At 55.4% G+C, this 20,328-nt stretch carries 21 protein-coding genes; 13 read left to right on the top strand and 8 right to left on the bottom strand.

The window, feature by feature from the left end; translation table 11 throughout:
* The 11 genes from JXO48_09675 to JXO48_09625 form a co-directional block, all read left to right on the top strand.
* Positions 1 to 432, top strand: a 432-nt coding sequence (locus JXO48_09675; protein ID MBN2284146.1) for a glycosyltransferase family 1 protein, incomplete at its 5' end; no start/stop codon positions are given.
* Positions 429 to 1,070: a class I SAM-dependent methyltransferase gene (locus tag JXO48_09670; GenBank protein MBN2284145.1), complete on the top strand. Its 642-nt coding sequence runs from the start codon at positions 429 to 431 to the stop codon at positions 1,068 to 1,070. The genes JXO48_09675 and JXO48_09670, both read left to right, overlap by 4 nt.
* A complete protein-coding gene (locus JXO48_09665) occupies positions 1,048 to 1,875 on the top strand; it encodes a hypothetical protein (GenBank protein ID MBN2284144.1) in 828 nt (275 codons plus the stop codon). Before JXO48_09670 ends, JXO48_09665 begins: the two co-directional genes overlap by 23 nt.
* Positions 1,876 to 1,944: 69 nt before the next feature.
* The gene (locus JXO48_09660; GenBank protein ID MBN2284143.1) at positions 1,945 to 2,571 is read left to right on the top strand and encodes a class I SAM-dependent methyltransferase; all 627 of its coding nucleotides are present in this window, start codon (positions 1,945 to 1,947) and stop codon (positions 2,569 to 2,571) included.
* 82 nt (positions 2,572 to 2,653) lie between these two features.
* Complete coding sequence (locus JXO48_09655) at positions 2,654 to 3,664, top strand: efflux RND transporter periplasmic adaptor subunit (protein MBN2284142.1); 1,011 nt, start codon at positions 2,654 to 2,656, stop codon at positions 3,662 to 3,664.
* Positions 3,665 to 3,757: 93 nt separating this feature from the next.
* A complete protein-coding gene (locus tag JXO48_09650) occupies positions 3,758 to 4,120 on the top strand; it encodes a four helix bundle protein (GenBank protein MBN2284141.1) in 363 nt (120 codons plus the stop codon).
* Positions 4,121 to 4,166: 46 nt separating this feature from the next.
* Positions 4,167 to 4,916, top strand: coding sequence for an ABC transporter ATP-binding protein (locus tag JXO48_09645; protein MBN2284140.1), 750 nt, complete (start codon positions 4,167 to 4,169; stop codon positions 4,914 to 4,916).
* On the top strand, positions 4,897 to 5,646 hold the full coding sequence (locus JXO48_09640; GenBank protein ID MBN2284139.1) for an ABC transporter ATP-binding protein: 750 nt from the start codon (positions 4,897 to 4,899) through the stop codon (positions 5,644 to 5,646). Before JXO48_09645 ends, JXO48_09640 begins: the two co-directional genes overlap by 20 nt.
* Positions 5,647 to 5,884: 238 nt before the next feature.
* Positions 5,885 to 7,012, top strand: a complete 1,128-nt coding sequence (locus tag JXO48_09635; protein ID MBN2284138.1) for an ABC transporter permease — start codon at positions 5,885 to 5,887, stop codon at positions 7,010 to 7,012.
* A 1-nt stretch (position 7,013) separates the two neighbouring features.
* The gene (locus tag JXO48_09630; protein MBN2284137.1) at positions 7,014 to 8,135 is read left to right on the top strand and encodes an ABC transporter permease; all 1,122 of its coding nucleotides are present in this window, start codon (positions 7,014 to 7,016) and stop codon (positions 8,133 to 8,135) included.
* Between the two features lie 283 nt (positions 8,136 to 8,418).
* Positions 8,419 to 9,159 (top strand): histone deacetylase family protein, encoded by a 741-nt coding sequence (locus JXO48_09625; protein MBN2284136.1) that lies wholly within the window; start codon positions 8,419 to 8,421, stop codon positions 9,157 to 9,159.
* A gap of 367 nt (positions 9,160 to 9,526) precedes the next feature.
* Here the strand turns inward: JXO48_09625 and JXO48_09620 are convergent, their stop codons facing one another.
* The 7 genes from JXO48_09620 to rpmH all read right to left on the bottom strand — a co-directional run bounded on the left by JXO48_09620 (position 9,527) and on the right by rpmH (position 14,652).
* A complete protein-coding gene (locus tag JXO48_09620) occupies positions 9,527 to 9,862 on the bottom strand; it encodes a hypothetical protein (protein MBN2284135.1) in 336 nt (111 codons plus the stop codon).
* A 143-nt stretch (positions 9,863 to 10,005) separates the two neighbouring features.
* Complete coding sequence (gene mnmE, locus JXO48_09615) at positions 10,006 to 11,391, bottom strand: tRNA uridine-5-carboxymethylaminomethyl(34) synthesis GTPase MnmE (GenBank protein ID MBN2284134.1); 1,386 nt, start codon at positions 11,389 to 11,391, stop codon at positions 10,006 to 10,008.
* Between the two features lie 42 nt (positions 11,392 to 11,433).
* Entirely contained in the window at positions 11,434 to 12,219 is a 786-nt protein-coding gene (locus JXO48_09610) for a protein jag (GenBank protein ID MBN2284133.1), read from the bottom strand.
* 18 nt (positions 12,220 to 12,237) lie between these two features.
* Positions 12,238 to 13,872 carry a membrane protein insertase YidC gene (gene yidC, locus JXO48_09605; GenBank protein MBN2284132.1) on the bottom strand — a complete coding sequence of 545 codons (1,635 nt, stop codon included), beginning with the start codon at positions 13,870 to 13,872 and terminating at the stop codon, positions 12,238 to 12,240.
* 29 nt (positions 13,873 to 13,901) lie between these two features.
* On the bottom strand, positions 13,902 to 14,111 hold the full coding sequence (gene yidD, locus JXO48_09600) for a membrane protein insertion efficiency factor YidD (protein MBN2284131.1): 210 nt from the start codon (positions 14,109 to 14,111) through the stop codon (positions 13,902 to 13,904).
* Positions 14,112 to 14,125: 14 nt separating this feature from the next.
* On the bottom strand, positions 14,126 to 14,467 hold the full coding sequence (gene rnpA, locus JXO48_09595) for a ribonuclease P protein component (protein ID MBN2284130.1): 342 nt from the start codon (positions 14,465 to 14,467) through the stop codon (positions 14,126 to 14,128).
* 47 nt (positions 14,468 to 14,514) lie between these two features.
* On the bottom strand, positions 14,515 to 14,652 hold the full coding sequence (gene rpmH / locus JXO48_09590) for a 50S ribosomal protein L34 (GenBank protein MBN2284129.1): 138 nt from the start codon (positions 14,650 to 14,652) through the stop codon (positions 14,515 to 14,517).
* Positions 14,653 to 15,466: 814 nt separating this feature from the next.
* Between rpmH and JXO48_09585 the strand changes: the two genes are divergently transcribed.
* Both JXO48_09585 and JXO48_09580 read left to right on the top strand, forming a co-directional pair.
* Entirely contained in the window at positions 15,467 to 16,915 is a 1,449-nt protein-coding gene (locus tag JXO48_09585; protein MBN2284128.1) for a hypothetical protein, read from the top strand.
* Positions 16,916 to 17,130: 215 nt separating this feature from the next.
* Complete coding sequence (locus JXO48_09580; GenBank protein ID MBN2284127.1) at positions 17,131 to 18,132, top strand: MBL fold metallo-hydrolase; 1,002 nt, start codon at positions 17,131 to 17,133, stop codon at positions 18,130 to 18,132.
* On the opposite strand, the gene JXO48_09575 is transcribed toward JXO48_09580, so the two are convergent.
* Positions 18,117 to 19,370, bottom strand: a complete 1,254-nt coding sequence (locus JXO48_09575; GenBank protein MBN2284126.1) for an O-antigen ligase family protein — start codon at positions 19,368 to 19,370, stop codon at positions 18,117 to 18,119. The genes JXO48_09580 and JXO48_09575 overlap by 16 nt on opposite strands.
* Positions 19,371 to 20,328 lie beyond the last annotated feature (958 nt).

The raw sequence follows: 20,328 nt of genomic DNA, 5'->3' as shown, positions 1-20,328 counted from the left end.
TCCCGGCAGGTGAAGAACCTGCGGTATTTTCTGGGCGGGGTTCACCGTGCCTGGGCGGGCCGCGAGGTGTTCATGAAGGACTTCGCCTCCGTCATCGGAACGACAAAGGTCTTTCTCGGTGAGGACGCGGACATTACGATTACGGGACGGTATCTGAGCAACCGCTGTTTTGCCGTGATGGGGTGCGGCGGTTTCTATCTCTGCCGGCGGACGCCCGGCGTGGAGCATGCCTTTGCGGTGGGCGAGGAGCTCGATGTTTTTGACGGGGACGATGAGATGGTCGAGAAGGTCCGGTATTATCTGGCGCACGACGACGAGCGGCGCCGGATCGCCGGGGCCGGGCAGCGGCGGGTGCTTGCCGAATACACGTACGAAAAGCAGATGAAGCGGATATTTGACTGGGTGGGAACATGTCGGGAAAAGGGACCATGAGATCATACGGTGTCTCTGATTATGACGCTTACTGGGATAAGCGTTTCAAGGACGGGCACTATCAGTTCACTGATGTTCACCGGAAGATCATCGAAGAGGTCCGTGCCCTTCTCGGGTCGGGCGATGCCCGGGTCCTTGACTGCGGTGTCGGCCCCGGCCATGTGTTCCGCGAGCTTGCCAACCGGTACGAGATGTACGGCATCGAGCTTTCCGAAAAGGCCTTTGAGCTCTATGATTTTGACACAACGCGCATACGCCGGTGTGACCTGAACGGGGGCCTGCCCGAGTACCCCGAAAAGATGGACTGCATCATCGCCAGCAGGATCGTCCATCATCTCGACGATCCGGCGGCATTTGTGAGGAGTGTCCGAGACCGGCTCAGGGACGGCGGATGGTTCATGGGGGTCATTCCGAATATCTGCTACTATCATCACCGTCTGAAATTTCTGGCCGGGACGTTTCCGCCGATCTCCGGCGCCCATGTCAATTTCCAGACGGGCCCCGATTTTGAGAACATGGTGACGGTGCAGGGCTTCACCAGGCACCGGCTGACGACACCGAAAAAGACCGTCAGGGCATGGCTCTGGCCCACGGTTTTCAGCCAGGACCTCATCTATGTCTTCAGAAAAAGCGGATAGAAAAGACATACTGGAGCGGCTCGAGGGGTTCAGAATAGAATCGGCCCATTCCAACGCCTGCTACCGGATCCCCCGGGGAGGGTCGTCGGTGTTTCTGAAGATATACGGCCCGAAGCGGCCGAGAGCGGCCTATGAGATAAGAAAGTTCCTGGGGGCGCTGGGAGTCCGGCAACCCGTGGAGTACACATCACCGCGAAAGCGGATGGCCTTTGAAGAAGTGACCCTGCGCTGCTGGCGGGAACGGGGTTATGCGGTACCCGTCATCGTCGGGAACCCGATGCCCGAGCTCTCGCCGCTGCCGCTGCTGGCCACGACCTTCATAGAGGGCATGACCCTTCGTGAGGCGGTCCGGGACCCGGGTATGGATCCTGCCAAACGCCGGGCATGCCTGGAACGGCTCTTTTCCGAGGTCGCCAGGCGTCACGATGAGGCCTTTCGCACGAATGAACCCCTGCTTTTTCATATTGACGCGAACTCCCGAAATATACTATTTGCCGGGAATTCCTTTTATCATGTGGATTTCGAGATGGGAAGGCCCTGGGAGCCGCTCCGGCAATGTGCCTCGCGGGAGGTGCTGAAGATGCTGGTGACCCTCTCCGAGGACCTTGAGCCGGACGCCAGGGGCCCGGTCATGAGGCTCTTCAGGGAATGCTATCGCCGGAAGGATGTCTATCAATGGGTGGAAAAAAGTATTACCGGCAGGCCCTTTCAGGTGGTTCATCGATACAGCAGCAGGAAACGGAAGAAGCGGCACCCGGGTACGGTCACGCTCTATGATCTGATAGAGTACCTGGTGTCATCCTGACCGGGCCGAAAGAGGGCGGCGCGGTTCCGTCCTCAGGGATTCACGGGACCTTCGACAGGTGGAGCACCGATGATCCTCTCAAGGAACAACGGCACGTACTACAAGCAGATCGGATACAGCCGGTGGATCAGTTACTACTGGCAGATGCAGTATATTTCCGAGTGCCGGCCGGGCAGCATCCTTGAGCTGGGTGTCGGTGACGGCATCATGTCTTCCATCCTGCGGGACATGGGATATTCCATCCTCACCTGCGATATTTCACGGGACGTCGCCGCCGATGTCACGGCGGACATCAGGGCCCTACCGTTCAGGGACGCGTCCTTCGATCTGGTCGCTTCATTTCAGGTGCTGGAACACCTGGAATACGACCATTTTTCCCCCTGCCTGCGATCCTTCCACCGGATAGCCGGGAAGCATGTTCTCCTGTCGCTTCCCCAGGGAAGAAAATACTTCGATTTCAGGGTACATCTGCCATGGATGAAGAAAGACGCCTATTTTGGTATGTTCAGGGATATGCAGCGGTATCCCCCCTATGAGAGGCCGGCTGGACGGAGTCACTACTGGGAGATCGGCGTTCGGGGGTATCCGCTGAAGAGGATCGTGGCGGATATGGAGCGTGCCGGATTCCGCATTGCCGTCAATCGTTCCATACCGCAGAATGTATATCACCGGTTCTTTATACTGGAGAAGAAATGACGATCCTGTAAAAGGTCCATATGCTGCGCTCGGCTTCATTCTTCGTCATTGTGACGAACGGCCGTAACAAGGAGGGAGACTTTTGAAAAAGCGGCTCATCTTTATTGCTGTCATCGTTCTTCTGGTGGGTGTCGGGATCCTTGTCTATCAGGGGCAACAGAAAACCAATTCCAAAGCCGACCTTTACTCGGGTGTCGTCGAGGCGACACGTTCCCAGCTCTCGTTTCAGGTGAGCGGAAAGATCGTCCAGGTATACGTGGACGAAGGCTCCGCGGTACGGCAAAACGAGATGCTGGCGGAGCTTGACGATGCCGAGTACCGTGCCGGCGTCGACCAGGCGCGGGCGAACGTGGAGACCGCGGTGAACCGGGTGACCCAGCTTGAATCCGTTTTTTCCCTCTACGAGAAAACCCTGCCCGCCGATGTGGCCCGGGCGAAGGCGGGGGTTGAGAGCGCCGGTGCCGTACTTGAAGAGGCACGCAGGAACCGGGATCGGTACGCCAGTCTTCTGGAACGGAATGTCGTTTCCCCCCGGGACTGGGAAACGGTGGTTCTCCATTTTGAAACGTCCCGGGCGCAGCGTGCCGAGGCGGAAGCGATACTGCGTCAGGCCGAGAGCAACCTGCAGCGGCTTGATACAGCGAAAAAGGAGATAGAAATGGCCAGGGCACAGCTGCAGGCGGCCCGTGCGGCGCTTGAGTCAGCGGAGATCCACCTGCGGCAGACCCGCCTGAGGGCACCCTTCGACGGTATCATTACCAGCAGGAACATCGAGCTCGGGGAAGTGGTCGCTCCGTCGCGGGAAGTGCTGACCCTTTCCGACCTCTCCACGGTGGAGTTGAAGATATTCGTTGATGAAACCCGCATAGGAACGGTCAAACCCGGCCAGGCCGTGGATGTCACCATAGACACCTTTGCGGGAAAAATCTACCGGGGCACGGTTTCCTTCATTTCCCCCGAGGGGGAATTCACGCCCAAGGTCATCCAGACCCACAAGGAACGGGTCAAGCTGGTCTATCTCGTGAAAGTGCTCATCCCGAACCCCGACCTGGAGCTCAAGACAGGAATCCCGGCGGATGCGATCCTGAAGTGACAGAGTGGCAAAGCGACAAAGCGACTGAGGGAAAAGGAGACAGTGTGACATAGAAGAAAAAGGGTCTTTTGATGATATTGGGGGGGATGATCGATGGTAAAGACATTCAGAGATTTACTGGTCTGGCAGAAGGGGATGGAGCTGGTAATCAGGATATATGAGATCACGCGATGTTTCCCGGGTGAGGAAATATTTGGATTGAAGACACAATTGAGACGTTCCGCCGTTTCCATACCAAGTAATATTGCCGAGGGATTCGGCAGACGGACAACAGGTGAATACATCCGGTTTCTGTCAATATCGACGGGTTCACTGTTTGAACTTCAGACACAATTGGAGATTGCCTGTAGTCTCAATCTGCTGGAAGAATCGTTATTTCGCAAGATTGATGAGAAAAGCAGAGAATTAGAGAGAATGTTATCTGTCATGATCAAGAAGTTAAAAGATAGAACATAGCACACTCTGTCGCTCTGCCACTCTGTCGCTTTGTCACTGATGTATTATGTCTTTCATTGAGGCGCGAAATATCAGTAAAACCTTCGGCGATATCCGTGCCGTAGAGGGCCTTTCCCTGTCCGTTGAGAAAGGGGAGATGTTCGGTCTCGTCGGTTCCGACGGTGCGGGAAAGTCCACCTTTCTTCGGATGGTGGCCACCATGATCCCGCCGACGGACGGCGGGATCACCATCGGCGGTCGCGACGTGGTCACCTCCCGTGATGACATCAAGCGGATGATCGGATACATGCCCCAGCGATTCGGCCTGTACCAGGACCTTACGGTCGGTGAGAACATGGATTTTTTCATGGATATCTTCGGCGTTTCCGGGGCTGAGCGCAGGGCCCGGAAAAAACGGTTTCTCGCATTTTCCAATCTCAGTCCCTTTGTGGATCGACTGGCGGGGAACCTGTCGGGCGGCATGAAACAGAAACTGGGGCTTGCCTGCGTCCTGGTCCACCAGCCGGAGGTCCTCATTCTCGACGAGCCCACGAACGGCGTCGACCCGGTTTCGCGCAAGGAATTCTGGGATATTCTGTTTCAGATGAAACGAGACGGCATGACCATACTGATCTCGACGGCATACCTGGACGAGGGTGAGAAGTGCGACCGGATTGCCCTGATGCACAACTCCCGGGTCATCGATTCGGGAAATCCCGCCGTTATACGGGGGGACATGCCCGATCTTGAGGAGGCGATCATTCACCGGATTCAGCAATTCGACAGGGACCTGGCACATGACAGTTTCAAATTCTGAGGCCATCTGCGTTGCGGACCTTGAAAAACGGTTCGGCGATTTCACGGCGGTCAACAAGATCTCTTTTTCCGTGAAAAGGGGAGAGATCTTCGGCTTTCTGGGGCCGAACGGGTCGGGTAAATCGACCACCATCCGGATGCTCTGCGGCCTGCTTACCCCCACGGCGGGCCGGGGCAGCGTCGCGGGGTTCGATATCACCACGGAACCGGAGAAGATAAAACAGTCCATCGGCTATATGTCCCAGAAATTTTCACTCTATGAGGACATGACGCCCTTTGAGAACATAAGGTTCTACCTGGGGGTCTATAATGTTCCCCCGGTACAGTGGCGGGACCGGATAGGATGGGTCCTGGAAGTTGCCCGCCTGTCGGCGGTAAAGGACCGGCTCACGAGGGACCTTCCAACAGGATGGCGTCAGCGCCTCGCCCTGGGGTGCGCCCTGCTTCACCGACCCGAGATACTCTTCCTTGATGAACCTACATCCGGCGTTGACCCGCTCACACGCCGCCACTTCTGGGATTTCATCGGGAAACTGGCCGGGGAAGGGATGACGGTCTTCGTCACCACCCATTACATGGACGAAGCGCGGAACTGTGAACGGATCGTCATGCTCAACGAGGGCATCATCGTCGCAACGGGAAGCCCCGAAGAGATCGTCCGGGAAACCCTGCCGGACACCGCCGGGGCGAACCTGGAGGACGCCTTCGTGGCGTTGATGGCCGTGAAGTGACAAAGGGGCAAAGCGACAAAGTGGCAGAGCGACAGAGGGAAAAACGAAGAGTTGGAATCAGTGTTCGCGGACAGAGACACGTTTTTTGTAGTTGCCCGATTCATCGGGTGCTTTTCCCCTCCCTTTGTAAAAGGGAGGCCGGGAGGGATTTATACAAAAGAAAAATCTCCCCCATCCCCTCTTTGCAAAAGAGGGGGGCAAACAAACAGGCACTCAGGCACTGTTTTAAGGAATATATATGAAACGAGTCAGGGCCGTCGCCAGGAAAGAATTCTACCACCTCATCCGGGATTACCGGAGCCTCTATCTCGCCTTCGCTATTCCCCTGTTCCTGATACTGCTCTTCGGCTATGCTCTCAGCCTGGACGTGAACAATGTGACGATGGCCGTCCTCGACCATGACAAGAGCCCACTCAGTCGCGATTTTACCAGGCACCTCGATGCCTCCCCCTATTTTCATGTTGCCGATCACCTCTCCCATGAGGGACAGGTCGATCAGTATCTCGATCACGGGTGGGCCACCATGGTCATCATAATCCCCGCCGGCTGGTCATCACGGATCCATGCCGGCGGCGACGCCCAGCTTCAGGTGCTGATCGACGGGAGCGATCCGAACACGGCCGGCATATCGATGGGATACATGACGGGCTTCGTGGAGCGGTATAACGGGGCGCTTCTCTCCGATTTCCTCAACCGGCAGGGCCTGGCCGATATCCGGCCGCCCGTGGAGGGCAGGATACGGGTATGGTTCAACGAGGACCTGGAAAGCACGAATTTCATCATTCCCGGCATTATCGCCGTTATCATCATGATCGTCGGCGCCATGCTGACCTCCCTGGTGATTGCCCGGGAATATGAGAACGGGACGATGGAAACGATCCGTTCCATCCCGCTCGGTGCCGGGGAGTTCTTTCTCGGCAAGGCGATTCCCTACTTCATCATCGGCATGATCGACCTGCTGGCCGCCGTTTTCATGGGGCAGGTCCTTTTCGGCGTCGTCATGAAATCGAATTTCTGGCTCCTGGTCCTCGCCTCGTCCATCTATCTTTCCGTCGCCCTGAGCCTGGGCCTCATGATATCCATTATCAGCAAATCACTGCTCGTCGCCAATATCGGCGCCATCCTCACGACCTTTCTGCCGTCGATCCTGCTGTCCGACTTTGTCTTTCCCGTCATCAACATGCCGAAAATATTGCAGCTCATTACCTATATCGTGCCAGCGCGGTATTTCATCGACATAATGAACGGCCTCTATCTGCGGGGCCTGGGGTTCTCCCATCTGTGGACCAGTTACCTGGTCCTGACGATCATGTCTCTCGTTCTCGCCATGCTGACCTATGAACAGCTCAGAAAGGAGGGACTCTGATATGAGGTTGCTCCGGGTCCGGGAAATGGTGCGAAAAGAGTTCATCCAGCTGTTCAGGGACAAACGGAACCGCCCGATCCTTATTATTGTTCCCTTCATTCAACTGCTCATTTTCGGGTATGTCATGACCACCGATGTGCGGACCGTGCGGGTCGGGTTCCTTGATCAGTCGATGACCCGTGAAAGCCGCATGCTCTTCGATACACTGAACGCGAACAGGACCTTTGACGTCACCTTCACTCCCGACCGGCCCAGCGACCTGGAGCGCAGGCTGCTGGAGCGGAAGATCGATATCGCCGTCAAGGTGCCGCCCGACTTCAGCGGTCGCATCAGAAAGGGTGAAACGGCGGCGGTACAGGTCCTTACCGACGGGACCAGGAGCCACATGTCATCAATGATGATCGCCTACACGACCATGGTTATCAACGATCTCAACCGGAAACTCCTGGGAGAGCTGTATCCGTACCGCCTGCAGTACGGTCGGATCGACGCCAGGATACGGCCCTGGTACAATCCGGACCTCTACAGCCGGAATTTCTTCGTTCCCGGGATCGTGGCCTTCCTGATCATGATCCTTTCGCTGCTCTTCACTTCCATGGCAATTGTGAAGGAAAAGGAGATCGGCACGATGGAGCAGCTCATCGTGACGCCCATTACCCCCGCAGACCTGATCCTGGGGAAGACCATCCCCTATATCATTATTTCTATCATCCAGATGTGCCTGGTCATTGTCTTCGCCGTCTTCTGGTTCGACATCCCCCTGGTGGGAAGCGTGACCCTTCTTTTCCTGGGGATACTGCTCTTCCTGCTGAGCACGCTGGCCATCGGCCTCTTCGTGTCGACCATCTCTTCCACACAGCAACAGGCCATGATGACCACCTTCTTTTTCATTCTCCCCCTCTTCATGCTGAGCGGGTTCGTGTTTCCCATAGAGAACATGCCGCCGCTGGTCCGGGTGCTCACCTACCTGAACCCGGCGCGATACATCCTGGTCATCATCCGCGGGATATTCCTGAAAGGAGTGGGGCTCTCCGCCCTCTGGCACCAGTATCTCGCCCTGACCGTCCTGGGTCTGGTCCTCTTCAACGGCGCCGCCCGGCGGTTCAGGAAGAGGCTTGATTGATAAAGGGAAAGTGACTGAATGGCAAAGCGACAGAGCGACAAAGGGAAAAACGTAAAACGGGAACCCTTATTTGTGGACCGTGATACGTTATTCGGGGAACTGCATACATGTGTTCGCGTTGGTTTGTAGTTCGCCGATTTATCGGCGGTTTTCCCCTCCCTTTTGTAAAAGGGAGGCCGGGAGGGATTTATACAAAAGCAAATCTCCCCCAACCCCTCTTTGCAAAAGAGGGGAGTAAAAACCAGTACTCAGGCACTCAGGCACTCAGAATGGGAGGTATCCAATGAAGGTCATATTTCACACGGATTTCTACCAGTCCTACACCTACGATCCGGCGGCGTCTTCGGGTCGCATCGAGGCGGTCATGCAGGCGTTCAAGGGCCGGGTGACGATCGTGGAAGCGGTCCCCGCCCTGCGGGCGGATATCGCCGCCTGTCACACCGAGACCCATATCGAGCATGTCAGGAGGCAGGACCTCTATGATATCGCGGCCCTGGCCGCGGGCGGCGCGATCCAGGCCGCCGAGACGGGCCTTTCCGAGCCCTGTTTCGCCCTGATCAGGCCGCCGGGACACCATGCCTCGGCCGGGAGCGCCTGGGGATTCTGTTACTTCAGCAACATGGCCATCGCTATCTCGAAGCTGAAACGTGAAGGGAAGATCAGGAAGGCCTTCATCCTTGATTTCGACCTTCACTTCGGCGACGGCACCGTCAATATCCTGGGCCATTCCGGGTACGTGGATATCCTGAACCCCTCGTCATCGGACCGCAACGCCTATCTGCGGGAAGTGGAACGAGCCCTCCCCGATGATGCCGACATCATCGGGATATCGGCCGGCTTCGACAACCATCAGCTTGACTGGGGCGGCGTCCTCGCCACCGAGGACTACCGCGAGATGGGCCGTATGGTCAGGGAAGCGAGCCGGAAGAGCGGTGGCGGCTGCTTCGCCATCCTCGAGGGGGGATACAACCACGCTATCCTCGGTGGGAACGTGATGGCGCTCATCGAAGGAATGGAAGAATAACTGGATAAGAGCGACAAAGCGACTGAGCGACAAAGTGGCAAAGTGGTTAAGCGACAAAGCAGCAAAGTGGCAAAGCGACAAAGTGGCAAAGGGAGATCGGGATTCGTAATCCGTAATCCCCAACTTTGCCCCCCTCTTTTGTAAAGAGGGGTTGGGGGAGATTTGCTTTTGTATAAATCCCTCCCGGCCTCCCTTTTACAAAGGGAGGGGAAAACCGCCGATAAATCGGCTAACTACATCCGTTATGACGTCAATGGAGCCGCGAAGCGGCGCGGCAATCTTTTCAGAAATTCGTGTGATGGCTTCGCCTCTATACCCCTCTGCGCGAAAGGATGATTCAAACCCGAGCACGCCGGTGTTTATGGATTTAATAGCGTTCCATCGAGAAATACACCTGGGCAGCGGGATAGGTGGCTTGAAGTATCTTTTCGATATCGCGCTGTTCGGCCTCTTCGACAATGGGCTCGACGGTGCTGACGGGGTTCCCGTCGGCCGTCGTTTCTTTCCATGACAGGATGTAGCCCGGTATGCGTATAAAAATGCACCCGCCCACGCCGCAGCATGAGTTGTCGACGTGACCGACGCCGACGAGGCAGAGAATATCACGATCCCGGTAAGGAAGGACCTCCTCCTTGACGTACCGGTATCCTCCGGAGATCGTTCGTACTTCCTCTTCAATCGGTTCGTGAATGTAGCGTTCCATTGGGGACTCCGTTTCTTTTTATCAGGGGCAAAGGGGCAAAGCGACAGAGCGACAAAGGGAAAAACGGGATTCGGGGATCTAATATTTCATCTTTTGTGTTTTTCACTATGCCACTATGCCACTTTGTCGCTTTGCCCCTTTATTTACTTCCCTATACAAAACGTCGAAAATATCCGGTCCAGGACCTCCTCCGTCGTCGTTTCTCCCACGATCTCGCCCAGGGCGTCAAGCGCTTCCCGAACGTCGAGGGCGGGCAGTTCCGGTGAAAGGCCTTCTTCGATGCCCCGCAGGGCATTCTCGACGAGTGCCCTGGTCCGTTCAAGTGCCAGCTTGTGCCGGAGGTTTCCCAGGATCAGGTCTATTGAAACACTGTGTTGATGACCGATCGCCGCTTCCCGGATGCGCTTTTTCAGACGGTCCATGCCCTCGCCGTATTTTGCCGATATGCGAAGCGGTTCGGTATCTTGAAGGATGTCTCGCACCTGCCCGTCCGTGAAGGCCGCCGGCAGGTCCGATTTGTTGATGACGGCCAGAACGGGGCGGTCACCTATTCTTTTAATGATCTCAATGTCTTCATGGTCGAGAGGAATACTTCCGTCGAAAAGGACGAGCACGAGGTCGGCATCGGACACTTTTTCCCAGACGAACCGCATGCCTTCCCGTTCGATCTCTTCATCACTGTCGCGGATGCCCGCCGTGTCGATGAAGCGCACCGCTATCCCTTCGACGAAGACCGTTTCCTCGATGAAATCCCTTGTTGTTCCGGGTATTTCCGTGACGATGGCCCGCCGCTTTCCGACGAACCTGTTGAGCAGGCTTGATTTTCCCACATTGGGTTTGCCCGCGATGACCGCAGCGAGACCGGTCCGGTGGACCTTTCCTTCGCGCCAGGTCGCCAGAACGGTGTCGATCTCATCGATCATGGCACAAAGCCGGATGGTATGTTCATCCATGGGCGGCAGGTGCCCCTCTTCCTCCGCGAAATCGATGGTCGTTTCGAGATGGACCAGCACATCGACCAGGGTGGCTTTCAGGCGGACGACCATATCGGACAAGGCGCCCGACAGGTGGCGAAGCGCCAGTTCCCGCCCCTGGTCGGTCCGGGCCGCGATGAGGTCTCCCACCGCTTCCGCCTGGGCGAGGTCGAGCCGGTCGTTCAGAAAGGCCCTTCGGGTGAATTCACCCGGTTCCGCCGGCCGGGCACCGGCCCGGAACACTTCCTCAAGAACGGCGCCGACGATGAAGGGGCCGCCGTGGCAGTGGATTTCCAGCACATCCTCACCCGTGTAGGAGTGGGGTTTGCGCATGATGCTGATCAGCACCTCGTCGATCGCGCCCCCCGTTGCCGGGGATACGATGGTGCCGTTGTAGAGGTGATGGTTCCGGAATGTTCTCCGGGGGCGTCTCGGACGGAAGAGTTTTCGGGCGATGGCCTCGACGCCGGGGCCGCTGACGCGGATTATAGCGATCCCCCCCGTTCCGGGAGGGGTCGCGACCGCCGCTATCGTCTGTTCCCGCGCCAGGCTCATATCACTCTGTGTTCGCCGACGGATTTTATTTTTGAGGCCGTCTTATTTCTTTCTGCTCGGGATAATAACCACTTTTTTCATGGCGCCGTCGCCGCGGCTTTTCGTCACGAGCCCGCGGATATTCTGCAATGCCAGGTGAACGACTCGCCGGTCATGGGCGTTCATGGGATTCAATGTAATGGGCTTTCGCGTTTTCTTGACCTTTTCACCGAGTTTTTCCGCCAGCGCGATCAGGTTCTTCTCTTTTTTCTCCCGGTAGTTCTCCGTGTCGAGGACGATCCGTTTTCCCTCGCGGCCGTTCCTGACGAGCGCCTTGTTGAGGACGTACTGCATCGCGTCAAGGGTCTGTCCTCCCCGCCCGATGAGAATACCGCTGCCGTCTCCCTCGATCGAGAGAAGCAGGTATTCTTCTGTGTTCCTGGCGCTCACGGGGAAATCGAATCCCATCTTCTCCAGCATCCCCTGCAGAAGTTCCCGCGCCTGAGCTTCAAGCTCAGCATTGCCCGCCTGTTCATCCGCGCCGGGTGCCGGTTTCTTCTCGACAGATGTCTGTTTCTTCTCGTCGGGTGCCTGTTTCTTCTCGACCGGTGCCGGTTCCGGCCGTGACGGGGGTTCAGCGGTCATGCTCATCTCGGCCGTGTCGAAGTCGAGGGATATGAGGCTTGCTCTGATACGCGCCTTTTTCGCCCCCACGAGCCCGAACAGACCCTGGGTCCCCTCGGACAGGATCTCTATATTCAATTTTTCCCGCAGCACCTGAAGCTCCCTGCAGGCCGTATCGATCGCCTCATCGATCGTTTTTCCTTCAAATTCTCGTGCTTCCTTCATTGCTGTTACCTCTTGACGCTATGATTTTATCGAGTTGATGTAATACTGCTGGCCGATGCTGAGAATGTTGTTGAAGAGCCAGTATATGACGAGACCGGATGGAAAGTTGAGAAAGAGAAAGGTAAAGATCACCGGCAGCCACATCATCATTTTCTGCTGCATCTCGTTTCCGCCGGGTGCCGGGCTCATTTTCTGCTGGAGGAACATAGTGGCGCCCATGATGATGGGCGTGACGTAATAGGGGTCCTTTGCGGACAGGTCCTGTATCCAGAAGTAGAAGGGGGCGTGCCGCAGTTCGATGGCGTACAGAAGGGCCCGGTACAGCCCGAAAAAGACGGGTATCTGGATGAAGATGGGAAGGCATCCGCCCATGGGGTTTACCTTGTGGCTTTTGTACATCTCCATGGTCGCCTGCTGGAGCTTCGCCTTGTCCTCCTTGAACTTCTCCTGGAGTTCCTTGATCTTCGGCTGCAGCTTCTGCATCTCCTTCATGGATTTGTAGCTCATGTTCCCCAGGGGCCAGAAGATGAGCTTTATCAGTATGGTAAGGATGATGATGGCAACGCCGTAGTTGTGAACGTAATCATAGATGAAGTTCAGTACTTTCAGGAGCGGAAGGGCCAGCCATTTTATCCAGGACCCGAAATTGATGGAATCCTCGAGACCCACGCCCTGTGCCTTGAGGAGGTCGTACTCCTTCGGACCCACGTACAGGGTATAGCGGTATGATGCCGATTGCCCCGGCGGGACGATGTTGCGGGGTCCTTCCAGGCCTGTGGAGATCATACTTTCCCCGTTTTTTGCTATCACGAGACTGGTCAGGGACGGCTGCTCGGAGATCAGGGCGGCGATGAAATACTTATCTTCGTATCCGCCCCAGGAAACGCCGGGCCCCAGGAATTCGGCCTCGTCGAGCTTGTTCAGTTTCCGTGATATGAAATCATCCTGTACGTATCCGACGGGTCCCTCATGACTGTACCGGTCCTGCTTGACCTCGGGATCGTAATAACGGGTCCAGCTCAGGAGGGCGTTCTCTTTCAGGGTTTCTCCGGACAGGTTGAGTATCCTCACCTCCAGTTCGAAGGCATATCGATCGGGATGAAAGGTGTAGGCCTTGTGGATCTCCACCTCACCTGGATAGGTCCAGGAGAAGATGAGGTCACGGGGAGTTTCCGATCGAGTCAGGTCAACGACGGATTCATCGGTCTCATAGATCACCTCTGCGGGGACGGTGATGCTCGATTCCGGAAACGTGACCGACAGGGGCAGCGTCATGTTTGTGCGCACGTCCACGATCTCTATCGGTTCCGAATCGGCATTCACCGTGCTTCGGTAATCGTTCAGCCTGAAGGAGGTGAGCCCCGCCCCCTTCGTATTGAAAACGGCCGTGTAGAGAGGCGTCCGGACGGTCACGTCGGCGCCCTGAGAGGTCGTGTCTTCCGTGATCTGAATAGGTTTTTTGATTAACGCCGGGGTTACCGTTTCTTCCGCGGCCGTCACAGTACCTTCACCGGTGACGGTCTCCTGCCGCTCTTCTTCCTGCTGCTGCGGCGTCGGCTGCTGGTCGCGCGGCTGCGGTTTGAGAAAAAAGTACTGGTACCCTATCAGGATGATAAGCGAAAGCACTATAGCGAGGAGCGTCCTGCTTTCCATTGAGGGAGCCTCCAGTGGTTCATCGGTATTTACTGCAGGGGGTCATAACCGCCGGGATTAAAGGGATTGCACCGCAGTATCCGCCACAGGCCGTACAGTGACCCTTTCAGGGGCCCGTAACGCCTGATGGCCATGACGGCATACTCGGAGCAGGTCGGATAGAAACGGCAACTTTGAGGCAAACAGGGGGACAGCACCACCTGGTAGGCACGTATGCAATATAACAGTATTTTTTCCAGAATCCGCATGTGTTCTACGTTTTTTCGAAGAGTTTCTCAAACTCGACACATACGTCCTGATAGGTAAAGGAAGATATATCATTCCTGGCGATGATGACTATATCTTTAGAATCAGGGAACCTGTCTTTGTTCAATCTGAAAAACTCTCGAATCAGACGCTTAATCCTGTTTCGTATAACGGCTTTTTTCCCCACCTTTTTGCTGACCGTTATTCCCAGCCTCTTAGCTCCCGTCGGATTTACCTTTACGAGGACGATGAAGTTTTCCGACCTGTATCTGACCCCCTTGTCGTATGCCTCCTGGTAATCCTTCCTTTTTCGTACCTTCTCGTTCTTTTCCAGTGATTGCCCAGCCATTGCGCACATATACCGGCGGGCGCGCGTTTTGCAGCAGGCCCTGTCAGTTACACGGTAAGACGTTTTCTTCCCTTTGCCCGTCGTCTGCTGAGCACCTGTCTCCCGGCCCTGGTGGCCATCCTGGCACGAAAACCGTGGGTCCTCTTTCGCTTGATATTGCTTACGGTTGTGATGTTTTTCTTCATGTCCTGACCCCGTTTGGATTATACAAAGGAAGTTCTTTCATCATACTTGGGTTTTTTTGTCAAGAAATAATAATTGAGTGCCTGAGTTCGGAAAAACGGGATTCGGGAATCATGACTCGTAATCCGTAATCCCCGTCTTTGCTCCCCATCATTCGCAAAGATGCTCGTTTTTACTCCCTTCTTTGACAAAAAATGATCGTCCTTGCCCCCCTCTTTGACAAAGAGGGGTTGGGGGAGATTTTACCCTTTGTGATTCCGGAATCCGCGTCAGCGGATATCCGGAATCCAGGGTCTTTTGTATATACACGACAAGGCCTGGATTCCCGCCTGCGCGGGAATGACCTCATTGTGCTACCCTCCTTGTTGGTTTAGTACCCTGGATTCCCGCCTGCGCGGGAATGACAACCCGAGTATGTCATTGAGCCGCGAAGCGGCGCGGCGATCTCACCGGAACACCACTAACCCACTAACCTATCTAATCCGTTAATCCGTTAATCCGTTAATCCGTTAATCCGTTAATTTGTTAATCCGTTAATCCCCTTTCCCAAATTTCCAATCCCAGTCATATCTTTTCACTTGACTTGCCGTACAGAAGGTGTATAGATGACCGAAATAACTGAAAAAATAAGTGTTGGCGGCGTCCGGCGGTATGTAGTGGTTTTTTTATACGAAGTTCAGCATTACAACGGTGTTGACGGACTAAGGAGATCACAGGAAAGCGGATGTTTCGCCGAAGTGACGCTGGTTCCCGGGCAAAGGCGCGGTCATGAACAGGAAAAGTGTTGTGCAAGGATAGATACAAAAGGAGGAGATCATGCAAAAGATGTTCGTGGGGTTTTTTTCACGGAGAGGGTGTTCGTCGGCCTTTGTCGTGCTGGCTTTCCTGGTCATCGGCCTCGTCCTGACCCCCGGTGTAAGCCATGCAGGGAGAACCATAACCGGGGCAACGGTGAATGGCGGGAACAGTGTAACGGTGTGCCCCGGCCAGGAGATCACGTTGGGAATAACAGTATTGTGTAGCAGTCTCGGAGGCGATAGCAGTGATTGGAAGGCCACGATATATAATTTTGAAGGCAGCCCCGGGCAGTGTGTGAATACACCTGATCACTACTCAGATCCAAACACGTCTACTTCTTTTACCGAAACATTCAACGTTACTGCGCCGTATGCTCTGGGTACCTATGATGTGTCTTTTATTGTTTACTCAGAGGACAATTGTAGTGTTTATAACAGCAACTATTATACGCTGACGGATGCCATAGTCGTTGAGTGCTGTTACGATGACGACTGCCCGGACGACGGCAATCCCTGCACGGATGACCTCTGTCAAGATGGCACCTGCACCCATCCACCCGGGGAGGATGGAACGGCCTGCGCGGACGACGGCAATCCCTGTACGGATGACCTCTGTCAAGGCGGTATCTGCACCCATCCTCGTAAGGCTGAAGCGGAATGCGCGAACAACGGTGATTGCGGTGATGACAAGGTCTGTGTGGACTGCCGGTGTAAATGCCTCGCCGGCGTCGATGTCTTTGAGGACGATTTTGATGCAATGTCATGGGACAAATGGCAAACGCATGGGAATTGGAATTTCACTTACTTTGGATCGGACCCAATCGCCTTTTATAATGGTAACGGGACATGGGTGCAGCTGCAATCGAATGCCATCGACCTGACCGGTGCGTACCGTGCCGACATATCCTTTAAGTACTATATACATGGAGTTGACGATAGTGATGACCTATGGGTCTATTATTGCTATGACGGCTGTGAGGGGATAGAAGAGATCGGAAACGCCTCCTCGGACCAGTGGCTTAATTACAGCGATACCATCGCCCTTGCCGATGCCTCCTGGTACTTCATCAGTTCTTTCGGCTTGCGGATCTACGGAAAGGTCGACCTTAATGAATATGTGTGGGTCGACGATGTTCTGGTGACCGCCTATTACCTGGACACCGATTGCGACGGGGTAGCTGATAGTGAGGACAACTGTCCTGATGTATATAACCCCAACCAGGCGGATTCGAACGATAACGGTATCGGCGATGCCTGTGACGCGGGTCCTGGTGACGCTGATGGAGACGGGGATGTGGACGGGGACGACCTCTCCATTCTGCTTTCGCTCCTGAACCAGCCGGCCACGGCAAATCCGCTCTGCGACATGAACGGCGACGGGGTCATCAGCGTCATCGATGCGAGGCTTATGGTCGCCGAGAACCCGGCGCTCGCCCGGGACCGGAGGCTGCGGAGTCTGTTTAGGTAGGGGGTTACGGATTAGAGGAATACGGATTACGGGATAACAGGATTAACGGATTACGGATCAGTGAAAAGGCCGCCGGATGTTCCGGTGGCCTTTTTTCGATAATCCACATAATCCGTAATCCGTAATCCGTATTCCAGTTTTTCCTTGAAACAGCCTCCATTGTAGTATATCCCTTCAGCACGCGAACAGGCGGTGACGAGGAAAGACCGGTACCAATGATACAAAACCCGCGGCAGGGACCGGGGCTTCCCATGCGGGAGATAGCCCGGGACCTTTACATGATAACCCTTCCCATGCCCTTCCGGCTCGAGCATGTCAATGTCTTCGTGCTGGCCGGCGAGGACGGCGCCGTTCTCTTCGATACGGGGCTCAACATACCGGAAAGTATCAATCTTCTGGACACCTGCTTGGCGTCGATCGGTCTTTCATCCTCCGACATCAGGCACATCTACCTGACCCATTTTCACGCGGACCACTGCAGTTGCGCCGGCATTCTGAAAGAACGGTCGGGTGCCGTCATCCATATGTCGGATAGAGACAGCGCCCACCTGATCAGGGTCCGCGATGAAGAGGACCGGATGGTGGCAGTGACGACACAGTTCCTGTCACGCCACGGGCTTCCGGAAAAGACGATCGCCATGATCCAGCGCATCTTCGGCATGTTCAGGAAAGTGACGGCACCCTTTGATGTTGACGAGATCGTCATTCCCGGAGAAACGGTCATCGGCGGACGGCCCGCCACGGCGATCCTTACGCCCGGCCATGCCCCGGGACACATGTGCTACTATTTTCCCGGCGAAGGCGTGCTCCTTTCGGGCGACCACGTGCTCCCCGACATCACGCCCAATATCGGCCCCGATCTGTTTGATCCTTCATACCATCCCCTGGAGGCTTTTCTCGATTCCCTCGCACGGGTGAGGGACCTGCCCGTCTCGCTGGTCTGCCCGGCCCACGGCATTCCTTTCCCCGATCTGGCGAAGCGGGTCGATGAGATCACGGAACACCACCATGTCCGCAAGGACCTCATCCTTGACGCGCTCCGCAGAGAGCCCAGAACAACGTATGGTATCGCACAGGATATTTTCGAAGGTGAGCTTTCCGAGTTCGATTCGTTCCTTGCCCTCAACGAAACCTTCGTGCACCTCGTGGAGCTTGTCGCCGAGGGGTTCGTGAAGGAATCATCAGTCGACCGGCATATCCGCTATTCTCCCGCCTGAGAAGGACCCTCCGTGCCTTCACCGCCCGCGGTGAGGGATTCGTTGAGTTTCCAGAGTATCGTCATGAGGGCGAACACGACATAGAGCAGGATCGCGCTCTTGTGATTGTTCATGATGTTTCCCGTCATGCCCGCCACGAGCAGGCCGGCCAGGGCGGACAGGGTGCCCAGTGCCGTGCGCCTGACGAAGAGGTCTGTTCCACTTCGGGCGAGCCTCCACAGTCGGGCCACGCAGATGATGAGAAGGGCCAAGAACAGTGCCAGGCCGATAAGCCCCGTCCGGACCGTAATATCGAGGATGAAATTATGAGTGTGGGAATAGGGGCGGATCTGAAATTTTTTGGGAAGCCGTGTGTTGTATTCGCGCCATTGCTCTTTGAATGCCTCCATGTCGAACCCGATCCCCCTGAGCGGGTGCTCTTTAATGATCTCCCAGGCGGTCAGGATGATCGTGACCCGGCCGTCCCGGCTGATGCTCTCCGGTGACAGGCGGTGCTTGAAACCGGGGGAAACGGTGACCATCAGAACGAGGATGAGGGCCCCTGCCAGGAGGACCAGCAGGAGTCGCCGGACGCTCGTCGAAAAGAAGAGGAGCAGCGACAGGCTGAGGGCGGCCAGGGCGCCCCGCGAGTAGGTAAGGGCCGTGGCGGAGAGGTTCGCCAGAAAACAGATGATACAGATGACACGGGCCGGGACCCGCTTTGCGGTGAATGACGCGAGAAGTGAAAGGATCGCCCCGAAGGTGACGAGAATGCCGATCATGTTGGGTTGTACCTGGGGGTCCGGATAGAGCCGGGCCTGCAGGGGATTTCCCATGACCTGGTAGAAGTAAACGATGGCACCGAGGGAGAAGGTCGCCGTCGAAACGGCGATGACGGAAACCAGGATGGCCGCGCGCCGCCGGCCGGTAAAGACGTTCACCAGCAGGTAGTAAAGAATAATATAGGTAATAAGGTGGGTGTAAAAGTCGTGAAAGGCGTTCATCCGGTCCCGTGCCCAGAAAACGCTGGCGAAGGACCAGAGCACGTAAAGAACCAGGGTTGCCGTGAGCGGGCTTTCAAAGGAAAATCGCAGCGACCGTGTCCCCGCCAGTACCAGTGTGAGAGCTATGGAAAGATAGAAACAGATCTCCTGAAGGGCGGTCACGTGGGGGAAGGGATTGAGAAAGAGATAGCCGCCGACCAGGATCGGGACCGAAAGTACCGTATATTCCTTGATCGTTTCCCTCGAACCGCTCATATTTCCTCGTTCCGCGCCCGGGATCTCCGGGACCGCCTTCGGCCCTGTTACGTAAAGGCAGCTTACTGTATCGGAAAAGAGGCTTTATGACAAGGACGTCCGATTGCAATTGCGGATCACAATTCGTTTTTTCGTTGTTGCCCGATTTGTCGGGTGCTTTTCAGGGCGCGACAAAATGCCCGTTTTAACCCCCCTCTTTGACGAAGAGGGGTTGGGGGAGATTTAAGGGAGATGAAAAACGCCGATGAATGAGCGAACCACATCCGCTTTGACGTCATCGCGAGCCGCGAAGCGGCGCGGCGATCTCACCGGAATACCCTAAACCAATAATCCGTGATCCGCAATCCCATAATCCTTTTCCCCCTATTAGTTTTTACCTGATACTTGAGGGTGATACCAGGGTGACATGTGCTACCATCCATGGGGCGAAAGAAACCTTAAAAACGGGGAATTGAAAGAATTTCATTTTCCATGTTGAACATTTTTCAGCGCACTGAAAATGCAATATCGTGTATTAGGCAACTTCTTAAAAATATAAGTTTTTTCTTGACTTTTTTTACCGCTGAGCTTATCCTTAAAGGCACATTCTTTAATAGGCAGTGATTTCAGCATCTTAACGCTTTGTGAGCTGTGTTGTGGATTCGTGTTCATCTTTAAGTCGTGGAGCCTGTTGCGGCGGTAGTTGAGTGATCAGTTGAGGTTGTGTATGAGGCTGAAAAAGAAGGTGTTTTGTTTCTCTTCGTGGGGGGGAGCAGTGTTCATGCCGTCATTTTTCGTACAGAACAATCAGGTACCCGGAAATAATGAAAGCGGCTCTGTGTGCCCTGATGCGCCGGGGTGTTGATTGATGAAGTGTTCCGACAGGAGTGTTTCCATATCGTGTATTCATAGCATTGTTATAAGGCAGGGACGTGGCCGGCATCGTGATCTGGCATGCCGGGCCGGGAAGGACCCTCAC

The organism is Deltaproteobacteria bacterium (assembly GCA_016933965.1).
In the GTDB taxonomy this organism is placed as follows: Bacteria; Desulfobacterota; Syntrophia; order Syntrophales; family UBA2210; genus JAFGTS01.
Note: the sequence above shows the minus strand (reverse complement) of the source record. Positions and strands in the feature narration are given on the sequence as shown.